The following is a 22458-nucleotide window of genomic DNA, read 5'->3' as shown; positions in this document are numbered from 1 at the left end:
CGCCAGACAGCGGTCGACGATAGGAATGCTTGTGGCACCTATTCCTCACAGATAATTCGTGATAAGACCCGAAATTATCTAGATAAGGTGCCACTAATGCAACTTTAATTTTGCTTTAGCAGAAATAATCACACTAAGTTACTGAATTACAACCTTTGGAGTAACAAAAATCAGTAGCTCACTTTTGCCCATTTGCTGATAGCTACGTCGAAAAAGCGCACCGAGTAACGGTAAATCACCCAGTAATGGCACTTTATCGACCGTATTAGTGATGCTGTGTTGGAAAATACCGCCCAGTACCACGGTTTCGCCATTATTGACTAAAACTTGAGTACCAATCCGTTGCGTGTGGATCGCTACCGCTTCTCCGGTACCGGTTTTGACAATATCGCCAGGTCGGTCTTGGGTAACACTTAAATCCAGCACCAAACGATTATCCGGCGTAATCTGTGGGGTAACCTGTAAACTCAGTACCGCTTTCTTAAATGCCACCGTAGTCGCACCGCTGGAAGACGATTCTAAATAGGGGATCTCTGTCCCCTGCTCTATATAAGCTGGCTTTTTATTGGTAGTGATGAGCCGTGGACTGGAAATAATTTCCGCCTTCGATTCTCGCTGCATCGCTGACAGTTCAAGATCGAGCAGTGTCCCTGAACCCAGCTTTGCCACCTGAAACGCGATGCTCGAAGCATTCGCTGCTGTGGCTCCCAAATTGACATTAAGGAAGTTATTGATCATTTCGCTACCATCTTCTGGTTGATAGAGACCAATACCCGTTAAGTTACCTTCTATTGAACCACCAACTGTATTATTACCGCGTGTTGAGCTCACGCCCCAACGAATACCGAGTTCATCAAGATTACCTTCATTCACGGTCACAATTCGCGCTTCAATTTGTACCTGCTTAACAGGGATATCTAACGCCGAAATGATCTCTCGGATCACATGAATATTTTCCGGCAATTCGCGAATTAATAAGGCATTGGTGCGTTCATCGATACTGATTGAACCTCGTTCAGAGAGCATATTCACCGCTCCCGTCCCACCAATCATCTCAGCGATATCTGACGCCTTCGCGAAACTTATTTTGATGATGGCTGACTGCAAGTCTCCCAACTCTTCTGCTAAACGGGCTTTTTCCAGCTGTTGTTTTTCACGTAAATCGAGTTCCGCCTTAGGCGCTACCAAAATCACATTGCCCTCAACCCGTTTATCCAACCCTTTCACCTGCAAAATAATGTCCAACACTTGCTGCCATGGCACACCATCTAAACGCAGGGTTAAATTCCCTACCACTGAATCAGATACCACTAAGTTAAACTGATTATAATCAGCGATCAGTTGTAAAACGTTACGTACCGGAATGTCTTGAAAGTTAATCGAAATCAGCTTGGCTGATGGTTCAAGTAGATTGGCTGGCGCACTTTGAACCTCGGCTTTTAACGGCGTGATCGTCACTTCAACGTAACGACCTTTGAGCTGATAATCATAATGAAAGGGACCGTGTATTTTAGCCAACAACAACGTGCTTGGTGTTTGACGAAAAACTTCCACACTCTCAACTATGGTTGCGAAATCTTGAACATCAAGTAAATAAAGCTGTTCCTCAGCCACATCGGTTTTTAATAATTCAATACTCAACCCCTGCGTCGTTTTCTGGACATCAACCACACTCGATGCCGACGCTAACTCAATCACAATCACCGCGGCTTTGTCGGGGGTTACCCGAAAATCGATGTGTTTAAACTGATTGCTATCACTCGCTAGAGCAGCCTGCGTCGTCAATGCTAAACCTAGCCATAGCGTGATGCACAGATAGCGCAGCACTACCGCGATACTTGAAGGTAATCCTTTAATCATAATTTAGTCTCTAAACAGAAATGTTTATTTCAAAGCCAATGTGACGTGACGCTGATTCCAGCACCCCAATCCATCTGGTAAGGTTTCTTTAATCAATAGATGATCCTCGGCCACGCGTATAACTTGCCCATTATTTACTCCGACGTACTGACCCGCTTGGAGAGTAACCACCATTCCATCAGGTGTTTGAATCAAAGCAGAAACCTCTCTTTCACGGCGCATCACACCACGCAATTGCAATTGATTTAGCGGATATCGCTCCAGTGAAGTGGTTTTTCCTCTCGATTTAGGCTGCCAGCAATGGCGATTGGTGATCGGTTGATTTTGGGCAATCGCTTCTCGTGGTAAAACAAAAGGCTCGCGTGCGTCATGCTGTGCATATTCAAAAGCTTGAAACGCAATCACTGGCGTTAGCTGAGCAACCTCTTGTTGACTCTTAGCTTCCACTTCCGCTAAGTAGTCCACCAGAGACTCTTGATTGGCTTTACAGCCGATCAAAGAAACAAAAGTGACTAGCGCAGTCACGATTGACGTACTATTTCTCATCGCCTGCCTCCGCTTTAAATTGATAGGTGTAAGCCCGTACTCTGAAATGTAAGGTACTGCTCTCTTGACTGACTCTTTGCCAATCCACATCATCAACATTGATGATTCTTGGTAGCGTGGCTATCGCCTGAGAAAAATCGCCAATGTTGTGGTAACTTCCCGTCAGTTCAATATTCAATGGTAAGCGATACAAAAATGCCTGCGGTTGCTTTTCTCCCCAATCAATTCGAGTAAAGGTTAACCCATGTTCTAATCCCAGCTCGTTGACGGAAGCAAGCAAACTGGCCAGCTCTTGCTGTGCTGGGAGTTGGCGCAATAAAAAATCATAACGCTCAGCTAACTCATCCAATTGAGTTTGCAACTGAGGTAATGCCGCGACTTTATTGGCCTTAATACGTACTAATGATTTAAGACTCTGCTCTTGCTGATTGAGCCCTTCGAGTGCCTCTTGTTTAGGTGATAAATACATGCCATAGCCGATGACTTGAATCACTACCATGACCAACACAATCACCGTCAGTTGTGCGTTGAGCGGCCATTCAAGCAATTCATCGATATCCAGATCACGAAAATTAGCCATGATGTTCACCTTGCCGAATCAACGCCTCTAATCCTGGTTGAGCAGTATGAAAATGAAAAGAGACCTTAAAACTCTGAAAATCTTTATTAAAACGCTGATTCCCAGCGACAATCGAGTGCATGCCTACTGCTGATAAGTGTGGTGACCTTTCTAATTTATCTAACATGGTGGCTAAGCGTGCGGTACTATCGCTAATCCCGCTGACTTCGACCGCATCCCCCTTCATACTAATTTTGTCGACGTAAACCCCTTCAGGAATCAACTCTGGCATCAAGTTCATCAATTGTGTGGTTTTATTGCGCTTTTGCTGTAAGGACTCAACAACACTGAGCCGGGCTTGCAGTGCTTGATGCTCAGCTTCGGTCATTTTGAGCGCCCGTAATCTCTGATCCAGTTGCTGAAGATGCTGATTCAAAAAATCTAATCGTGCCTGTTGGTGCTGTTGTTGCTGATCAAGGTAATGGCCGGCACCCCATTGCATGAGCAAAGCGACTAAGACACCAAGACTCATAAGCTGGAGAAAGCGCCGTTTATGATCAGCACGCTGCGCCTCTCGCCAAGGGAATAAATTGATACTATGCAACATGCCCACTCTCCAACCATGCTATTCCTCGCAACGCAAGACCAGCAGCCGTCGTGAATTTAGGCTGATCATTTAACCGCTTACGTTGAGTGATTTTGTTGACAAAAGTCGCTAATGGCGCGAACCGTTCACAGGGTAATCCAAGCTGCTCGGTGATGGTTTCTGCTAGCCCATCCATCATCGCCCCGCCACCAGATAACCAGATCCCCGCTAGGCTTTGCTGACCATGAACGGAAGTAAATAACTGCAGTTGACGGGTTAGGCGTTCGACAAATAATCGATTGAATAGCCATTGGTTACGTTCATCGCTGCGCGCCATCGTTTCCGCCAGAGACGGCAATTCAAACCAGCGTGTACCTAAAGCAATATCCTTATAAAACGGCGCTTTATCGGCAAAATCGATACATAACGTTGTTTGGGTATAACCAACATCGACCAACATCCAATTCGAGCGCTGTTGAGCCTGACTCACCTGCTGCCAAATCTGAGCCAGACCATGTAATTGCACATCCAGTAAGGTTGCTTCCAGTCCGGCTTGTTGAATCGCCGATAATCGACTCGCGACAACTTCTCTTCGGGTGGCATACACCTGATAGGTCGCAGTTCGGTTTTTAGCGAATGCTTGAATCGGTAAGGGAACAAAATCTAAGCTCAGTTCTTCCATCGGCAACGGCGATTGATGAGAAAAAGCCTGATAAATAGCAAACTCTTTTTCACGAGGGTCTAAGTCGCTATCTATTTGTAATACTTTACTAATTACCGCCGTATCAGGCAGTGCAATCGCAACCTTGCGACTAAATAGCGGCAAACTCTTTTTTAGTTCTTTGAGTTTCTTTACAATTTTCTGATAATTCAACGTGTCGTTATCGGCGAAAATGTCGTCAGTAATGACTATTTCTGTGCAACCGTGTAGCGAATAATTGTCGCCATTTGGTTTAAGAGCCACAGCTTTGATGCTGTGATGACCGATATCGACACCAATAACTAATGATTTACTCATGCCATTAACTCCAGTGACAATTCTCAGCCTCACACACTTATTTGTGAGAAAATAACCGTTCACTATTTTTAAGTGCTGAGGTTTTAGTCTAGAGTACAGGGGTTTGTACTAAGACAGCCTCTACTAAACAGGGATTCTCCGGTGAAGTTCATAAAGCGTTTACTCATATTTTCATTGATTTGCATTATTCTTGGAGTCACTACAATCTTTGGCTTCTATTTTTATGTAAAGCCAGATCTACCCGATGTCGCTGAATTAAAAGACGTTCGGCTACAAACTCCCATGCAGGTGTTTAGTGAAGACGGTAAACTGATTGCTCAATTTGGTGAAAAACGACGCATTCCATTGCGCCTTGATGAAATGCCACCAGAATTACTCGAAGCGGTGATCGCAACCGAGGATTCACGTTTTTACGAACACTACGGCTTTGACCCGATTGGTATTACTCGTGCTGCTGTGGCCGTCATGGCCTCAGGGAGTGCCTCTCAAGGGGCAAGTACCATTACCCAACAACTGGCCCGTAATTTCTTCTTATCCAATGAGAAGAAAATCATGCGTAAAATTAAAGAGATCTTTATTGCCATTCATATTGAGCAGCTCTTGAGTAAAGAAGAGATCTTGGAGCTTTACCTGAATAAAATTTATCTCGGTCATCGTTCTTACGGTGTTGGTGCCGCAGCCCAAACCTACTTTGGTAAAGAAGTCAAAGATCTGACGTTAAGCGAAATAGCGATGATTGCTGGCCTACCCAAAGCCCCTTCTACCATGAATCCCCTTTTCTCTGTGGAGCGAGCCACTCACCGTCGCAATGTCGTCTTATTACGCATGCTGGCAGAAAACTACATCACGCAACAAGAGTATGATCAGGCTCGTAATGAACCATTAATCTCCAAATTCCATGGCGCAGAAATTGAGCTACGAGCTCCTTACGTGGCAGAAATTGCGCGCGCATGGATGGTCGAACGTTATGGTGAAGAAGCGGCCTATACCTCTGGGATGAATGTCTACACGACGGTCAACACCAAGTTACAACAAGCAGCAAACCAAGCCGCTATCGATAATCTCCTCGCTTACGACATGCGTCACGGCTACCGTGGTGCCGAAAAAGTACTCTGGAAAGCGGGGCAATCGGCTTGGGATACCCCGACCATGATCGCTCACTTACGTAGTGAACCCACTTACGGCGATCTTCTGCCTTCAATTGTGGTTAAGGTCGAAGAAAAATCGGCTCAGGTTTGGGTAAAAAATGCCGGACTAAAAACCATTGCATGGGAAGACATGAACTGGGCAAGGCGATTTATTACTGACGACCGTCAAGGGCCTTTACCGACTAAAGCCAGTGATATTCTAGCGGTAGGTGAACAAGTGTGGATTCGTCGCCAGCACGCTATAGGTGATGAACAAGAACACTGGACATTAAGTCAAGTGCCTAATGCGAATACGGCGTTCGTTGCTATGGATCCCGATAATGGTGCGATACTAGCACTGGTTGGTGGCTTTAACTTCGTGCACAGTAATTTTAACCGTGCAACCCAATCGGTCCGTCAGGTGGGGTCAAGTATCAAGCCGTTCATTTACTCTGCGGCTTTGGAAAAAGGCCTCACTCTAGCCTCATTAATCAATGATGCTCCGATTAACCAATGGGATCAAAGCCAAGGTATTGCTTGGCGTCCTAAAAACTCGCCCCCGACTTACGTCGGCCCCACTCGTCTGCGGATTGGTCTAGCGCAGTCGAAAAACGTCATGGCAGTCCGGGTACTGCGAGAAGTCGGCTTGGAAGAGACTCGCCATTTCTTGACCCGCTTCGGTTTTGAGTTATCTCAATTACCTCGCTCTGAGACCATTGCCCTAGGCGCAGGCAGCTTAACGCCCGTCAAAATGGCTCAAGGCTATTCGGTATTTGCTAACGGTGGATATTATGTTGAGCCGTTCTACATCAGCAAAGTGGAAGACAGTTTTGGCCATGTCGAGTTTTTAGCTAACCCCAAAGTGGTTTGTCATCAGGATTGTCAATCTTCATCCGATAATCCGTTCAATGAGCAAGATGCCACGGTCAATTATGCACCACAGGTGATTTCCGAACAGAATGCTTTCCTCGTTCGTGAAATGATGTATAGCAATATCTGGGGTGGCGGTGATTGGCGTGCAGGAACGGGATGGAATGGTACCGGTTGGCGCGCACAAACCTTAAGACGTCGTGATGTGGGCGGAAAAACAGGAACAACTAACGACTCGAAAGATGCTTGGTATAATGGCTTTGGACCAGGCATGGTCGCAACGGCTTGGGTCGGATTTGATGATCATAGTCGTAACTTAGGTAGCACAGCCCCTAACCCGAATACTGATGATGATATTACTGGCGCGGAAGCCGGAGCGAAAACAGCCCAACCGGGATGGGTAGAATTTATGCGCATCGCTCTCGATGGTGTGCCGGCCCAACCCAAAGCCATTCCACCGAAAATCATTCGCGTGAGAATTGATCGCGACAGTGGGCTACTCACCAATAAATTAGATTCCAGTTCTATGTTCGAATACTTTGTCCAAGGAACGGAACCGAAAGAGTATGTACAAGAGGATACCCCTCACAGTATCTACTTAGATGATAGTGACAGCTTATTTTAATCTTGACCGCCCCAATTAGGGGCGGTGTTATTTTCAGACACTGAACAGGCAGGCTATTGAGTGGCTAACGCTTGTAGACGCTCTTTCATCACCTGAGCTAGCTGTTCATAGCGCTGGCGCAGCGGTGAACCGGGGCGATAAGCCAAAACAATTTGTCGTGATGGCTGTGGATTGACCGCTTTGATATAACATACACCATCTTTGGTTTTTTCGTCCGGTAGCGAGAGCTGAGGTAATAAAGTAATCCCAGCCCCAGCGGCGACCATATTACGTAAGGTTTCTAAACTGGTGGCTTTAAAACGCTCATCGTCTTTCGCCCCCGCAGCAAAACAAAAACCTAACGCTTGGTCACGTAAGCAGTGACCATCGCCTAATGCCAATACGGTTTTACCGTTCAGTTCCAACATATCCACCTCATCACGATTGGCCCATTCGTGTGAACAAGGCACAGCAATACTCATCGGCTCGTTGTAGATATCGATCTCTTTAAAAGGGGCACTCTCCTCAACCGAGGCTAATACCAAGCAATCGAGCTTGCCCTCTTCTAACTGACGCACTAATTGATGCGTTTGCGCTTCATGTAAATAGAGTTCCAAATCAGGAAATCGAGCTTTGAGCTCAGGGATAATCTTCGGCAATAAATAAGGGCCTAGCGTCGGAATAAACCCAATGTGCATCGGGCCACTCATGGCCCCTCCCTGTTGACTGGCCATATCTTTGAAAACTTTAATTTCACTGAGAATACGTTTGGCTTGGTCAACAAGCTGTAGCCCAGAATCGGTAAATAATACCCGCCGACTACTACGCTCTAACAATACCGTACCAAGTTCATCTTCTAGCTTGCGAATTTGTCCACTAAGAGTCGGCTGACTGACAAAGCAGGATTCAGCGGCTTTACGAAAATGCTTGTGCTCAGCAAGAGCAACTAAGTATTCAAAATCTCGAATGTTCATCTTATTCCTAGATAAAAACCATCAATCATATCGAAAGCAACAGAAAAGGCGTCTCGTTATAGCGTCACTGCTGCAGTAAGAATATACCTATCAAAAACCATAACATTGAATACTGATGACTATCAAAGCTTTTATGTTTTGCCACTAATCTCACACTGATGGGTTAATACTTCTCGTGTTTCGCTTAACGCGATAACATACTTAAGCGCTGCACCTCATCCATTAAGGAGTCACCATGAAACTCACCAGTTGTCACTACTGTGATCAAGCATGGTTCTGGAAAAAAATCGGTCGTTGCCAACGCTGTATTGATTGGTTAACCGTACTATCTGTCGCTTGCTGGGGAGTCTGGTTTTGGTTATTTAGAAATGAGCCAACCGCCATCGCATCCATCGCCCTTCTCTTCGCAGGTTTCGCTTTTAATGGTTTGTTATTTTTACATTTATGGATGAAGTTTGTCGTACTGCCTTGGCGAGAGCGTCAAAAAAACTCGACTGATCACTCGCCCACAAAAAAGCCCTAAAACGAAAAGGAGTTTTAGGGCTCTCTTAGAGCGATCTAAGAAAAAGCAGTGGTACAGATATAGACTGTGCTTTTTCTGGTTGGTTCCACTTTACACGATCTTTTTTGATCTTTTCTTTTGCTTGGCTTCACCATAAAAGATCTCAACACTTATCGTTGATGGATAACAATCCGCTGGGCAAAATCCACTTCTAAGGCTACTTCATCACAAGCATGTTGCCGCGGGCACTGCTCACAATCTTTTAATACCTTTTCCGGCAATAACGTTTTCGAGGTTGGAATAAAGTTCAGTTTCATAAAGAACTCCGGAGAACGAGTCAGTACGAACACTTTATTAATCGCCATTTGCTGGGCTTTTTTCACTAAGTAATGGACAATCGCACGCCCTTGACCTTGACGCTGCCAGCCCGCTTCAACCCCAAGAGAACGAATTTCTGCTAATCCTGAATCGTAAACGTAGAGCGAGGCGCATCCCGTTATCTCACCATGATGTTCAGCCACAGCGAACGAACCAATATCGCGTACAATGTCGCTTCGTGAACGGGGTAAGTTCTCGCCCATGTTTGCCCAATAAGCAACCATGCCTTCTAAACGTTCAATATCGGTTAAGCGTGCCGGACGTACTTTGACCGCACTTGCATCCCGCTTCGCCAAACGTTTTTCGGCTTCTTCAACCGCATAAGCCACTTGTGACGGAGCGACGCCACCGAGTGCACTGCGTTTTTCTAAGCATGATTCGATGGTTAAAATGGCGTAAACATCATCTTCAATCACAGGAGAAAAGGCTTTTAACTCAGCCAAGGATAACTCTTCCAATGCGCAGCCTTTTTCGATAGCGCCAACTACCGCGACGCCAACAATATGGTGTGCTTCACGAAACGGAATACCTTTAGCCACTAAATAATCCGCCAGTTCAGTAGCATTAGCATACCCTTGTTTGGCCGCTTCTAAAGTCCGCTCAGTTTTCACTTTGATCCCGTCAAAACACAATGCTGCCATTTCCATACAATCATGCCAAGTATCAAGCGCGTCAAACAGCCCTTCTTTATCTTCTTGCATGTCTTTGTTGTAAGCCAAAGGCAAAGCTTTTACGGTCATCACCATCGCCGCTAATGACCCATAAACCCGACCAGTTTTACCGCGAATCAGTTCCAGAGCATCAGGATTTTTCTTCTGCGGCATTAATGAAGAGCCAGAGGTTACGGTATCTGCTAATTCAATAAATCCAGACTCACCGGAGTTATAGAAGATCATATCTTCGGCTAAACGCGATAAGTGAAGCATCGAAATCGATGCCACCGACATCAGTTCCATCACATGATCGCGATCCGACACCGAATCGAGTGAATTACGCGTAGCCCGGCGAAACCCAAGATCATAGGCCAACTGCTGACGATCAATAGGATAAGCGGTTCCAGCCAAAGCGCCAGAGCCGAGGGGACAAGTATCCAGCCGTTGTAGCGCATCTTGTAAACGTGAGTAGTCACGCTCAAACATCTCAACATATGCCAAACACCAATGAGCAAACGTGACGGGTTGAGCACGTTGCAAGTGCGTATAACCAGGCAGTACTGTCGCTTGATGTTGTTCAGCGACCGAAACCAACTGACTCTGCAATCTATCTAAGCCGAGCAGTAATTGCTGGCCTTGCTGACGACACCATAATTTTAAATCGGTGGCGACTTGATCATTACGTGAACGTCCGGTGTGCAGTTTCTTACCTAAATCGCCCACTTTACTGATTAACTGCTGTTCAACCCACGAGTGAATATCTTCCGCATCCGATGACAAGATCTGCTCAGGATCTTCCATTACCGCGAGCTTCAACTCATTTAATGCTAATTCTAATGCTTGTTGCTCTTGTTCTGTTAGTACGTTGACTGACCGTAACGCTTTCGACCAAGCAATCGAGCCGACAATATCTTGCTCAGCCAATCGGTAGTCAAAACGCAGGGAGTCGTTAAATTGTTTAAACCGGGTGTCTGCTGCTTGGGTAAATCTTCCGCCCCATAATGCCATTGCGTTTCTCCTACCTTTGACCTAAGGCGCATACGCCATAGGAAAACATCTTGTACTCGGGTTAAAAACAAGGATCGCCGAGCGATCCTTATGAGCTAATCTCTAACGATGGCCTCATTCAATCCAGTGAGGCTTATTTATTTTCGTTCAAGGCACGAATCCGACTCGCCAAAGAATACAAACGAATGAATCCACCAGCATGACTTTGATCGTACACTTCATCAGCCCCAAAGGTAGCAAACGCTTCTGAATACAAACTGTTCGCAGAACGCTTCTGAGTAGCGATCGCTTGCCCTTTGTAAAGCTTGATCACCACTTCACCATTAACCTGCTGAGCGAGCTGATCGGCAGCGGCAAATACTGCTTCACGTAGTGGGGTGAACCAACGGCCATCATACACCAGATGTGAGGCTTTAATGCCGAGCTCTTCACGAAACTCAAACGATGCCTTGTCTAACACCAGTTGCTCTACTGCACGTAGTGCTTCCATCATGATCGTGCCTCCCGGAGTTTCATAACAGCCGCGAGATTTCATCCCCACCAAACGGTTTTCAACAATGTCGATCCGACCAACACCATGTTTAGCCCCTTTTTCGTTCAAATAAACTAAGGCGTTATAAGGTGTCATCAGCTCACCGTCGACACCAACTACCTGACCCTTTTCTACTTGTAAAGTGACATACTCAGCGTCATTCGGTGCTTGTTCAGGATCAACGGTCCATACCCAGCAGTCCTCATTGGGTGCATTCCAAGTGCTCTCCAGTACACCACCTTCAGTGGAAATGTGCCACGCATTAGCATCACGTGAGTAAATTTTAGTTAACGATGCTGCACAAGGGATATTACGCTCAGCCAGATAGTCGAGGCACTCTTCACGGCTGACAATATCCCACTCTCGCCATGGGGCAATAACATGCAAATCTGGTGCAAGGGCAGCAAATGCACCTTCAAAACGTACTTGATCGTTGCCTTTACCAGTACAACCATGACACAGCGCATCAGCGCCTACTTTACGAGCGATCTCTACTTGTGCTTTAGCGATGATTGGGCGAGCCATTGAGGTGCCCAGCAGATATTTCCCTTCGTAATACGCGCCAGTTTTTAAGGTTGGGTAGATGTATTCAGCAACCATTTGTTCTTTTAAATCGACCACATAACACTCTGAAGCGCCTGAGGCTTTCGCTTTTGCTTCAATGCCTTGTAACTCTTCTTCTCCTTGGCCGACATCTGCAACAAAGGCAACCACTTCACAGGCATAGTTTTCTTTTAGCCACGGAATAATCACTGAAGTATCTAGACCACCAGAATAGGCAACTACTACTTTATTAACTTGAACTTTACTCATCGATGCTTTCTCCATTACCCAGTGCCCGCTTAGCGGTCTGCACTAAGGTCTATTGATTGTGTTTAGTGGTCATGCGCCACTCATTGCCTATTGTGATTTATTGCGGTAAAAATTGGGTTCCAATACTTTCACCAGCAAATAGTTTGTGCAGCTTTTCCGGATAGCGCCATGTGGCGACTTGAATCGGACGCCCCAAATCATTGGCGGCCTCTAGCGCGGCTTTGACTTTGACGATCATCCCATCGGTGATCACTTTACCAGCAATCAAACTGGTGGCTTGCTGAGCGTTCAAGCTCGGCAATAAGTGCCCTTTGCCATCCAATACCCCACTCACATCAGAGAGCAGAACTAACTCGGCATCGAGTGCACCGGCCACGGCGACCGCCGCCTGATCGGCATTGACATTCATCATTTGTCCGTTTGCAGTAAGCCCAATCGAACTGATGATCGGTAGCCCGCCAGCATTAAGAATGGCTTGTAACAGTTGTGAATCGCCCGGCAGAGCTTTACCCACCGCTCCCAGTTCAGGATCGAGTTCCTCGACTTGACATAAGCCGCCATCCGCTAAACATAAACCGATGGCATTCAAACCGTCTTTTATGGCTTGTCCTTGGAGCATTTTATTGGCCGTTCCCGCTAACGCTCCGGCAATAAAAGGAATTTGTTCATAAGGGGTAACGCGTAGCCCTTCTTTCTTTACCGTCGGCAGGTGTAATTTTGCCATCAACTCATCGACCAAATAGCCGCCACCATGAACAATGACAATTCGTCGCTGAGCTTGAGCTTGATACAGTGCGATAGCGCCAAACAATTTGCTTAGCGTGTCAGAACAAGACAGCGCTGCGCCGCCTAATTTAATCACCAATGGATTATGCTGTGTATCTGTCATATTTCACCCTTACGCTTGGTGCTTTACACCAAAGCCGTTAGCTCAGAAAAACCGTAATGAATATTTAAACATTGCATCGCTTGACTCGACGCCCCTTTTAGTAAGTTATCGATCGCTGAAACGACGATGATATGCTCACCTTGAACTCGCCATCCCAAATCACAAAACGGCGTAAATTCCACATCTTTAATCGATGGCAAACTGGATTTTAGCCTCACCGCAGGCTGATCAGCATAAGCCTGAGTAAACGCCTCATCGACTTGCTGCGCCGTAACACCGGCTGCCAACTTCATGGTTATTGTGGCTAAAATACCCCGTTTAAAATTGCCCAGATGCGGGGTGAAAATCACCTCACAGCCTAAATGGGTGGCAATTTCTGGTTGATGACGGTGAGTAAATACGCCATAAGGCTGCAGGCTAACTTCACAAAAACTGTTGGTTAGGGTCGCTTTTCGACCTGCCCCCGTCACGCCGCTGGTCGCGTTAATCACTGGCCATTGCTCAGTATCCAACAAATTTGCGTTAATCAACGGTTTAATAGCCAGTTGCGCCGCCGTCGGATAGCATCCTGCCACGGCAATCAGTGAACTATGCTGAATGGCTTCACGGTTCCATTCTGCTAAGCCATACACCGCCTTATCTAACCACTCACGGTGCTGGTGCTCAAAACCATAATAATTAGGATAAAAATCCTCACTTTTCACACGAAAGGCACCAGATAAATCAAAAACCTGACAATCTTGGGCGAGAAAAATCGGTGCCAGGTCGTGACTCACTTCATGAGCCGTCGCTAAAAACACCACATCGCACTGACTCGCAACAACAAGTGGGTCAACTAAAGGCTCAATCTCCATGTCAATCAGCCCAGCTAATTTACCATGCAGCTCAGCCATTGATTTTCCTGCATCGAGACTGTTGGCGGAAACATATAAACCTGCTAGTTTGAGTTGAGGGTGTTTTTCCACCATCAGCGCTAATTCAGCACCGGTATAGCCACTTGCACCAATAATTGCGGTTTTTAACATTAATACCCATCCCAAAGCGGAGTGAAAGCCAAGTTAAAACTGATTTTTAATTTATAAAAACGAGTCTTAATTGGTTTTTTATTCATAAAAAGTGATTTAATATGTGTTTTACATTTTCAGCGATACTCTGTCAATAGTAGGAGCAAAGATAATATGCAATTACCTAGTTTCTTGGAGGTCTATTCGGGCCTGATTTCCACGCCTTCCATCAGCTCCACTGACCCGACATGGGATCACGGCAACAGTGAGGTGATTGCAAAATTAGCCGAATGGTTTGAAGCACTCGGCTTTACCACTCAAGTCGAAGTGGTTGCGCCAGGAAAACATAATTTAATCGCCAAAAAAGGCGCGGGAGAAGGCGGACTACTCTTGGCTGGGCATAGTGATACGGTGCCTTTTGATCAAGGTCGCTGGAATTTTGAACCTCATGCTTTAACTCAAGCGAACGATCGTTTCTACGGCTTAGGCACCGCCGATATGAAGGGATTTTTTGCTTTCATTTATCAAGCAGTAAAAAATATCGATTGGAGTAAGCAAAATAAACCCCTGTATGTCTTAGCGACCTGTGATGAAGAGACGACCATGCTGGGTGCCAGACATTTTACGGCTAACGCACCTTTTCAACCCGATTACTGCATTATTGGTGAACCGACCAGCTTAGTGCCAGTTCGTGGACATAAAGGCCACGTCGCCAATGCGATTCGCGTTACAGGGCAGTCTGGTCATTCATCCAATCCTGCGCTGGGTGTTAATGCGATTGAGATTATGTACGAAGTCATGTTTGCCCTGATGCAACTGCGTGACCGACTGATTAAAGAGTATCATCACCCAGGCTTCGAGATTCCGAGTCCGACCCTCAATCTCGGCCATATTCATGGCGGCGATAGTCCGAACCGTATCTGTGGCTGTTGTGAGCTGCATTATGATGTCCGGCCTTTACCGGGAATTAGCTTAGATGGACTCGATAACCTACTGCGCGGCGCACTCAAAGACGTTCAAGACAAATGGCCAGGTCGAATTGCGATTGAAGCATTGCATGAACCTATCCCTGGTTACGAGTGTCAGCACGATCACCCGTTTATCCTTGGCGTGAGTGAACTGTGTGGACAACCCTCGCAAACGGTCAACTATTGCACTGAAGCTCCGTTTCTACAGCAGTTGTGTCCAACCTTAGTTCTCGGTCCCGGCTCTATCGATCAAGCGCATCAACCCGATGAATATTTATCCTTCGATTTTATCGAACCGACCGTAAATATTCTTTCTCAAGCCATCAATAAATACTGCTTTACTGAGTAATCCCATTTCCCCCGCGCCGCTCGTTGGATGGTGTTGATAGCGAGAGCGGCGCAACATCTCATCAAGGTTTTATATCGATGATGCCAGCATAAGCATGCTAATGGTTTCAATCAATTGTAAGAAAATTTCAACAAAATAAGTTATTTTGCCACCATTTTTCTAACAAAATGCAGCCTGACATAAATGAAATCTTTGTATGCTTTGTTTGACTCTACTAGACAAACTTCGCTAGATTGTGTAATTAAATAGATGACATTGGATGTAATTTTTTTACAAGGCAGGATGATAATGAATGAAAAATACGCCGCTCTAAAAAGTAACGTGAGCATGCTGGGTCGATTATTAGGGCAAACCATCCAAGCCGCTGACGGCGACGTTATTTTGGCAAAAGTCGAAACCATCCGACAACTTTCTAAATCAGCTCGAGCCGGCAACCAAGCCGATCGAGAAAAACTCATCGAAGAAATCAAACACCTCAATAATGATCAACTGACTCCGGTCGCGCGCGCCTTTAACCAATTTCTCAACTTAACCAATATCGCGGACCAATATCATACCATTTCTCGGCATAGCGAAGACCATCTTGGTGAAGCCAACGAGCTGCAAAGCTTATTCGCCAAATTGGCCGATAAAAAAATCAGCCAATTCGATGCAATCCAAGCCGTTCGTGATTTAAACATTGAATTAGTTCTCACCGCCCATCCGACGGAGATTACTCGTCGTACCATGATCAATAATTTGGTCAAAATTAACCAATGTTTATCGAATCTTGAGCTGAGCGATCTGTCTTCTAAAGAACGTCAAAAAACTGAACGTCGTTTAGAGCAATTAATTGCTCAAGGCTGGCACTCTGACGTCATTCGTAAACAACGTCCAACACCACTCGATGAAGCGAAATGGGGCTTTGCGGTGGTCGAAAACTCTCTCTGGCAAGCCGTTCCAGAATTTTTACGTGAGCTAAACGACAATATTAAAGCTAACCTTGGTGAAGGGTTACCGATTGACGCACGTCCCGTGCATTTTTCGTCTTGGATGGGTGGAGATCGCGACGGCAACCCCTTTGTGACCCATAGTGTCACACGTGAAGTTTTACTCCTCTCACGCTGGAAAGCCGCCGATTTATACTTAGCTGACATTAATGAATTGATCAGCGAATTATCAATGACCAAGTGTACCGATGCACTCCGCGCTTTAGCGGGTGAAGAAGAGCACGAACCTTATCGCGCGGTCCTCAAAGGTGTACGTCACTTATTGCAAGACACACTGGATATTCTCGACAGTAAGTTACATGGCCAAAAATTGGCGGTTAAAGCGCCTTTACGGACCGAAAGTCAGTTATGGGACCCCTTATACGCGTGCTATCAATCACTGCATGAATGTGGCATGGGGGTGATTGCCGATGGATCACTGCTTGATGCTCTGCGTCGAGTCAAAGCCTTTGGCGTCCATTTGGTTCGTCTCGATATTCGTCAAGAAAGTAGCCGCCACGCTGAGGCATTATCCGAACTGACACGCTATCTAGGGATTGGCGATTACAATCAATGGAGCGAACAAGACAAACTGGCTTTTTTAACCAATGAGCTGAGCTCTAAACGTCCGCTACTTCCGCTAGATTGGCAGCCGTCTGAATCGGTCAAAGAGGTCTTAGAAACGTGCAAAATCATTGCCGCCCAACCGCAAGATGCCTTTGGTGCTTATGTAATTTCTATGGCTCATACCGCCTCTGATGTCTTGGCTGTCCATCTATTATTAAAAGAGTCTGGCTGCCCTTACCGCATGAGTGTCTGCCCGTTGTTTGAAACGCTCGACGATCTCAATAATGCCGAAAGCGTGATTAAACAGCTACTCGCTATCGATCTCTATCGTGGCTTCATTCAAAACCAACAAATGGTGATGATTGGCTATTCTGATTCCGCAAAAGATGCAGGGGTGATGGCCGCCGGATGGGCTCAATATCGGGCCATGGAAGACTTGGTCAAGGTGTGTGAAGAAGAGAGCATTGATCTGACGTTATTCCACGGTCGTGGTGGCTCGATTGGTCGTGGTGGTGCGCCGGCTCATGCTGCGCTGTTATCACAACCACCGAAGAGTTTAAAAGCCGGATTGCGCGTCACCGAACAAGGGGAAATGATTCGTTTTAAACTTGGTTTACCCGAAGTTGCGATCAACAGCTTACATCTTTACGCCAGCGCTATTTTAGAAGCGAATCTATTACCACCACCAGAACCAAAGCAAGAGTGGCGCGACTTAATGGAAGTCCTCTCACAAGTCTCTTGTGAAGCGTATCGAGCGATTGTTCGTGGCGAACCGGATTTTGTCCCTTACTTCCGTCAAGCAACCCCTGAACTTGAGTTAGGTAAACTGCCGCTTGGCTCACGCCCAGCCAAACGTAATCCGCAAGGTGGTGTGGAGAGCCTACGAGCGATCCCTTGGATCTTCTCATGGAGTCAAAACCGTTTGGTACTCCCAGCGTGGCTCGGTGCTGGGGAAGCGATTCAATACTCGGTTGATAAAGGCCATCAAGCTCTGCTTGAGGAGATGTGTCGTGAGTGGCCATTCTTCTCCACTCGCTTAGGCATGTTAGAAATGGTATACACAAAATGTAACCTTGATGTCTCTCGTTACTATGACCAACGTTTGGTCGAGCCAGCATTACGTCCATTAGGCGATCGCTTACGAGACCAGCTCCAAAAAGACATCAAAGCGGTACTCAATGTTGAAAATAATGAGAACCTGATGCAAAGCGATCCGTGGGGTCATGAGTCGATTCGTCTGCGTAATATCTATGTTGAGCCATTGAACATGCTGCAGGCTGAGTTGTTGTATCGGACTCGTCAATCCACCGAGGCGGATCCCGAGTTAGAGGAAGCGTTAATGGTCACTATTGCTGGCATTGCAGCCGGAATGCGCAATACAGGTTAGTAAAACCAGAATAAAACTCTAGACAGAGACCAAAAGGCCATCTAAAGATGGCCTTTTCTATGCCTTTCCGCGATTATTGAGAAAATTATCAACTTTTTTATTCGAAAAACTGTTTTTATTCTACTTTATGCTTATTATTTAGATATAATGCTAAATCCTGTGATGCCCTAATAACTATTTCAAATCACAGTCCAATCAATACAACATCATAATCCTAGGTGATACAAGGCTTTTTAAGGTGACAGAGACAGCACTCGATGCTGCATGACTGATACCTCATATCCCAATGTACCGATAGAAGTACATAAGATGGTTCAGTCGATTACGAAGTTACTCACCATTTGGATTAAAGACATGTCATTACCACACGTTATTCTCACCGTTCTTAGTACTCGTGACGCTACTGGATACGATATCACTAAGGAATTTTCAGCCAGTATTGGCTATTTTTGGAAGGCAAGTCATCAACAAGTTTACCGTGAACTGAACAAAATGGGGCAGCAAGGGTTAGTGACTTGTGTACTAGAGCCTCAAGATGGCAAGCCTGATCGTAAAGTTTACTCAATAACAGAAGCCGGCCGCCGAGCTTTAGGCGAATGGTTTGACCAACCAACGGCACATCCAACCGTTAGAGACGAGTTCAGTGCGAAGCTCATGGCGTGCTCAGTACAATCTGCTGAACCTTATCGTCTCCAGTTAATTGGATTAATTGAGGAATCTCGTAAGCTTGTTACCCACTATCAAGACATCGAGTCTGCATACTATGCCAATCCTGCGATGATGGATAAACAGCAGCGTTTAGAACGCCTGACCTTACGCCGTAATTTACTTACCCGTCAAGCATGGATCGAATGGGCAGAAGAGACGCTCGCTGAACTCAATGCGATGGCTTGATTGACCCAACATGAAAAAGAGGATGCTGAGCATCCTCTTTTTTTGTTGGTTTACTTCCCTTCCTAACCGCCACTCGAAGTGGTCAGGGTAGCTAAGGTAGATAGCCGATCAAATACCATCACCACCAATAAAGGTTTGTGAGCGACCATTAAATTGCTGGTCCATATCTAATGAGGGCTTATCTGTTTTCGGACGACCAACAATACGCGCTGGCACTCCAGCAACGGTGGTATGAGGAGGTACCGGCTGCAATACCACTGAACACGAGCCAATTTTCGCGCCTTCACCGACTTCAATATTGCCCAGGATCTTGGCCCCCGCACCAATCATCACTCCTTCGCGAATTTTTGGATGACGATCACCACACTCTTTACCAGTACCACCTAGCGTCACATCTTGTAAAATGGAGACGTCATTTTCAACCACGGCGGTTTCACCAATCACAATCCCAGTTGCATGGTCAAGCATGATGCCACAGCCAATGGTTGCAGCAGGATGAATATCCACCTGACAAGCCACTGAAATTTGATTTTGTAGATAAGTCGCCAGTGCAATGCGCCCTTGCTTCCAAAGCCAGTTGGCGACGCGATACCCCTGTAGCGCATGATAACCTTTGAGATACAATAGCGGCATCGAGTACATCGATACGGCAGGATCGCGATTCACGGTCGCACAAATATCGCAGGCAGCAAACTCACTGATCGTCGGATCAGCGGCCAAAGCTTCCTCTACCACTTCACGCACCGCCATGGCCGGCATAGAAGCCGTATTGAGTTTATTGGCTAAAATATAGCTTAATGCTGCCGATAAACTGTCATGCTTAATGATCGTCGCGTGATAGAAACTCGCCAACATCGGCTCTTGCTCGGATTGTTCACGTGCTTCTTGGATGATGGTTTGCCAAACTTTTTTCTGTGCGCACTGCTTCATTTTATTTTGCCTTTCACTGAGTTAGCCTCATCACGCTCATCCTCCAGACGGGTCGCGATAGCACTATCCTTCCACAGTATCTATCAGGTATTGAAAATTCAACCGTTATCGATTACTGATCACATCAGCAGTCTCGATCATTGCTCAGCTTTTTTATCTCGTGCGAGCAAGTCTTGCGCAGCCAAACGGGCATCTTTACCTTGATATAAGACCTGATAAATTTGCTCAACAATCGGCATTTCAACCCCCATACGCGCAGCTAATAACGACACTTCCTTGGTGTTACGATAACCTTCAACCACTTGTCCAATCTCTTGCTGAGCAGCATCCACCGCTTTACCTTGACCCAACGCTAAACCAAAACGACGATTACGAGACTGGTTATCGGTGCACGTTAATACTAAGTCGCCTAATCCTGCCATGCCCATAAAGGTTTCTGGCTGTGCTCCTAAGGCAGCGCCAAGACGAGACATCTCCGCTAAACCTCGAGTAATTAACGCCGTACGTGCATTAGCACCAAAACCAATCCCATCGGACATGCCTGCACCAATCGCAATCACGTTTTTCACTGCACCGCCCAGTTGCATGCCGATAAAATCATGGTTGGCATACACTCGAAAGGTTTTGTTGCAATGGATTTTTTCCTGCAAGTCGGCAACAAACTGAGCATCAGGCGAAGCCACCGCTATTGCCGTTGGCATACCCATAGCAAGCTCTTTTGCAAAGGTAGGGCCAGACAGTACCGCTAATGGCACACGACTGCCGAGAATGTCGAGGGCGACGTCTTGCAATAAACGTCCCGTTTCAGGTTCAAGACCTTTGGTTGCCCAGCAAAGACGACTGTCTTGACGCAGATGAGGTTGTAAGCTGCGTAATACTACCCCGAAGACATGGCTCGGAACGACAACCAGTAAATCTTGGCTGGCCTGCACCGCTTTCGACAAATCAGATTCAATAATTAAACTGTCTGGAAAGGCAATCCCGGGAAGAAACTCTTGGTTGGCACGATCAGACTGTAAACGAGCCATATGCTGAGGATCATGCCCCCATAGCACAATATTTGCTCCATTACGTGCTAGCGAAATAGCCAGAGAAGTACCGTAAGAACCAGCACCAATCACGGTCATGGTTATCGGTTTGGTACTGACATGCTGTGCTTTCGAATCGGTCATTTTTTTACCTAATGAATAGCGAATGAATGAATGGGTAACCTGAACGGCTCGTAACCGCTTATTAGATCGAGACTAAAAACAAAAATGCACATCGCTTAGCTCAATGAGCGGCTCTGTGCATTTTTCTACCTATTCCTAAGCGAGGTCAAGCAGTAAGGAATATAGACAGCCATTAAATCAAATTAAGCTTGCGCAGTTTCACCGGCAGCTTGCTGTTGTAGGTAGTTCATAAATAGAGCGTCGAAGTTGACTGGCGCTAGGTTTAACTGCGGGAAAGTACCTTTAACTACTAAGCTCGAAATAGTTTCACGCGCATAAGGGAAAAGAATATTTGGGCAGAATGCACCCAAACAATGAGCCAGTTGGCCCGCTTCCATTTGCTCTGCAGTAAAAATACCCGCTTGCTGAACTTCACACAGGAAGGCCGTTTCTTCAGCATTTTTTACCGTTACTGTCAAACGAAGCACGACTTCATAGACACCCTCACCCAACTCACGACTTTGCGTGTCTAGATCCAATTTAACATCTGGATTCCACTCTTTTTGAAACATCGTCGGAGAGTTTGGTGCTTCAAATGAAACGTCTTTGAGGAAGATACGTTGAATTGCGAAATTTTGTTGTGGTGCTTCTTGTTGTGCGGCTTCAGCCATGATTAAAATCCTTAATATCAAAAATAGTGGTCAGTCAACTGTCTTGAGACTAAACGAGTACCGATAAATCATCCAGAGGGCGTTGCCAATCAATGGCAACGATCACAACTCGAATCATTCAGCGCAGCTTGTGGCAAGCAACATTACTCAAAACGACACAGCAACGATTACTTTTTGCCACGAACCAAAGGTAACTTCGCTTCACTCCACGTTACTAAACCATTTTTAAGCAGACTGACATTTTCAAATCCTGCTTTGGCTAGATGTGTCGCGGCTTCACGAGAGTTATGGCCTGTTTTACATACGACTATGATGGGGTCAGCTTTATGTTTTTCAATAGCAGGGAAGTTACCCGCTTTGATCTCAGATGGTAAAATGTGAACTGCGTCAGTAATATGTCCCTGCTTATATTCATCTTTAGTACGAATATCAACCACAATCCCATTTTCACGGTTCATTAAATGGGTCACCTGAGCGGCACCGATCTCTTTATAGACGGCGGTGGAAGATTTATAAATATTTAAGATCAACGCGATAAACACCCCTACCCATGCGAGGGAGAGGATCATGTTCTGTTGAAAAAAGTCAATGTACTCTTGCATATCCTGTGCTCTTACAGTGGAAATTCAAAACAGTGATGGAGTATAACG

Annotated in this window: 19 protein-coding genes; 5 read left to right on the top strand and 14 right to left on the bottom strand. The window is 46.0% G+C overall.

Going from position 1 to position 22458, the window contains the following annotated elements:
• Positions 1–138: 138 nt before the first annotated feature.
• From FKN88_RS12765 to pilM, 5 genes are read right to left on the bottom strand one after another with little or no spacing between them, the layout of a single operon-like run.
• On the bottom strand, positions 139–1860 hold the full coding sequence (locus FKN88_RS12765; protein ID WP_158144635.1) for a type IV pilus secretin PilQ: 1722 nt from the start codon (positions 1858–1860) through the stop codon (positions 139–141).
• A 24-nt stretch (positions 1861–1884) separates the two neighbouring features.
• A complete protein-coding gene (locus FKN88_RS12760; protein ID WP_040903953.1) occupies positions 1885–2406 on the bottom strand; it encodes a pilus assembly protein PilP in 522 nt (173 codons plus the stop codon).
• The gene (locus FKN88_RS12755; protein ID WP_154169997.1) at positions 2396–2986 is read right to left on the bottom strand and encodes a type 4a pilus biogenesis protein PilO; all 591 of its coding nucleotides are present in this window, start codon (positions 2984–2986) and stop codon (positions 2396–2398) included. The genes FKN88_RS12760 and FKN88_RS12755 overlap by 11 nt, the downstream gene beginning before the upstream one ends.
• Complete coding sequence (locus FKN88_RS12750) at positions 2979–3572, bottom strand: PilN domain-containing protein (protein ID WP_110167721.1); 594 nt, start codon at positions 3570–3572, stop codon at positions 2979–2981. Before FKN88_RS12750 ends, FKN88_RS12755 begins: the two co-directional genes overlap by 8 nt.
• The gene (pilM, locus tag FKN88_RS12745) at positions 3562–4569 is read right to left on the bottom strand and encodes a type IV pilus assembly protein PilM (protein ID WP_154169995.1); all 1008 of its coding nucleotides are present in this window, start codon (positions 4567–4569) and stop codon (positions 3562–3564) included. Before pilM ends, FKN88_RS12750 begins: the two co-directional genes overlap by 11 nt.
• A 141-nt stretch (positions 4570–4710) precedes the next feature.
• On the opposite strand from pilM, the gene FKN88_RS12740 reads away from it, so the two are divergent.
• Entirely contained in the window at positions 4711–7191 is a 2481-nt protein-coding gene (locus FKN88_RS12740; RefSeq protein WP_110167722.1) for a penicillin-binding protein 1A, read from the top strand.
• A 53-nt stretch (positions 7192–7244) separates the two neighbouring features.
• Here the strand turns inward: FKN88_RS12740 and oxyR are convergent, their stop codons facing one another.
• Entirely contained in the window at positions 7245–8144 is a 900-nt protein-coding gene (gene oxyR / locus FKN88_RS12735; protein ID WP_004394478.1) for a DNA-binding transcriptional regulator OxyR, read from the bottom strand.
• 235 nt (positions 8145–8379) lie between these two features.
• On the opposite strand from oxyR, the gene FKN88_RS12730 reads away from it, so the two are divergent.
• Positions 8380–8667: a DUF3624 domain-containing protein gene (locus tag FKN88_RS12730; RefSeq protein ID WP_040903944.1), complete on the top strand. Its 288-nt coding sequence runs from the start codon at positions 8380–8382 to the stop codon at positions 8665–8667.
• A 149-nt stretch (positions 8668–8816) separates the two neighbouring features.
• Here FKN88_RS12730 and argH read toward each other — a convergent pair whose 3' ends face one another.
• The 4 genes from argH to argC all read right to left on the bottom strand — a co-directional run bounded on the left by argH (position 8817) and on the right by argC (position 13944).
• Entirely contained in the window at positions 8817–10685 is a 1869-nt protein-coding gene (gene argH, locus FKN88_RS12725; protein WP_306687526.1) for an argininosuccinate lyase, read from the bottom strand.
• A 133-nt stretch (positions 10686–10818) separates the two neighbouring features.
• Complete coding sequence (locus FKN88_RS12720) at positions 10819–12030, bottom strand: argininosuccinate synthase (RefSeq protein ID WP_158138964.1); 1212 nt, start codon at positions 12028–12030, stop codon at positions 10819–10821.
• A gap of 97 nt (positions 12031–12127) precedes the next feature.
• Positions 12128–12919 (bottom strand): acetylglutamate kinase, encoded by a 792-nt coding sequence (gene argB, locus FKN88_RS12715; protein ID WP_158138965.1) that lies wholly within the window; start codon positions 12917–12919, stop codon positions 12128–12130.
• A 23-nt stretch (positions 12920–12942) separates the two neighbouring features.
• Positions 12943–13944 carry an N-acetyl-gamma-glutamyl-phosphate reductase gene (gene argC, locus FKN88_RS12710; protein ID WP_187026390.1) on the bottom strand — a complete coding sequence of 334 codons (1002 nt, stop codon included), beginning with the start codon at positions 13942–13944 and terminating at the stop codon, positions 12943–12945.
• Positions 13945–14097: 153 nt separating this feature from the next.
• Between argC and argE the strand changes: the two genes are divergently transcribed.
• The 3 genes from argE (at position 14098) to FKN88_RS12695 (ending at position 19056) form a co-directional block, all read left to right on the top strand.
• The gene (gene argE / locus FKN88_RS12705; protein WP_004394473.1) at positions 14098–15240 is read left to right on the top strand and encodes an acetylornithine deacetylase; all 1143 of its coding nucleotides are present in this window, start codon (positions 14098–14100) and stop codon (positions 15238–15240) included.
• 288 nt (positions 15241–15528) lie between these two features.
• A complete protein-coding gene (gene ppc, locus FKN88_RS12700) occupies positions 15529–18162 on the top strand; it encodes a phosphoenolpyruvate carboxylase (RefSeq protein ID WP_161426185.1) in 2634 nt (877 codons plus the stop codon).
• Positions 18163–18516: 354 nt separating this feature from the next.
• Positions 18517–19056, top strand: coding sequence for a PadR family transcriptional regulator (locus FKN88_RS12695; RefSeq protein ID WP_158139081.1), 540 nt, complete (start codon positions 18517–18519; stop codon positions 19054–19056).
• A 108-nt stretch (positions 19057–19164) separates the two neighbouring features.
• On the opposite strand, the gene cysE is transcribed toward FKN88_RS12695, so the two are convergent.
• The 4 genes from cysE to FKN88_RS12675 all read right to left on the bottom strand — a co-directional run bounded on the left by cysE (position 19165) and on the right by FKN88_RS12675 (position 22410).
• Positions 19165–19986 (bottom strand): serine O-acetyltransferase, encoded by an 822-nt coding sequence (gene cysE, locus FKN88_RS12690; RefSeq protein ID WP_004394470.1) that lies wholly within the window; start codon positions 19984–19986, stop codon positions 19165–19167.
• Between the two features lie 137 nt (positions 19987–20123).
• The gene (gene gpsA, locus FKN88_RS12685; protein ID WP_158138968.1) at positions 20124–21158 is read right to left on the bottom strand and encodes an NAD(P)H-dependent glycerol-3-phosphate dehydrogenase; all 1035 of its coding nucleotides are present in this window, start codon (positions 21156–21158) and stop codon (positions 20124–20126) included.
• A gap of 182 nt (positions 21159–21340) precedes the next feature.
• Complete coding sequence (gene secB, locus FKN88_RS12680; RefSeq protein WP_004394468.1) at positions 21341–21808, bottom strand: protein-export chaperone SecB; 468 nt, start codon at positions 21806–21808, stop codon at positions 21341–21343.
• Between the two features lie 167 nt (positions 21809–21975).
• Positions 21976–22410, bottom strand: a complete 435-nt coding sequence (locus FKN88_RS12675; RefSeq protein WP_158138969.1) for a rhodanese-like domain-containing protein — start codon at positions 22408–22410, stop codon at positions 21976–21978.
• Between the last annotated feature and the right edge of the window lie 48 nt (positions 22411–22458).

Source organism: Vibrio sp. 2017_1457_13 (assembly GCF_030851525.1).
GTDB lineage: Bacteria > Pseudomonadota > Gammaproteobacteria > Enterobacterales > Vibrionaceae > Vibrio > Vibrio metschnikovii.
This window is presented reverse-complemented; position numbering and strand designations above follow the sequence as displayed.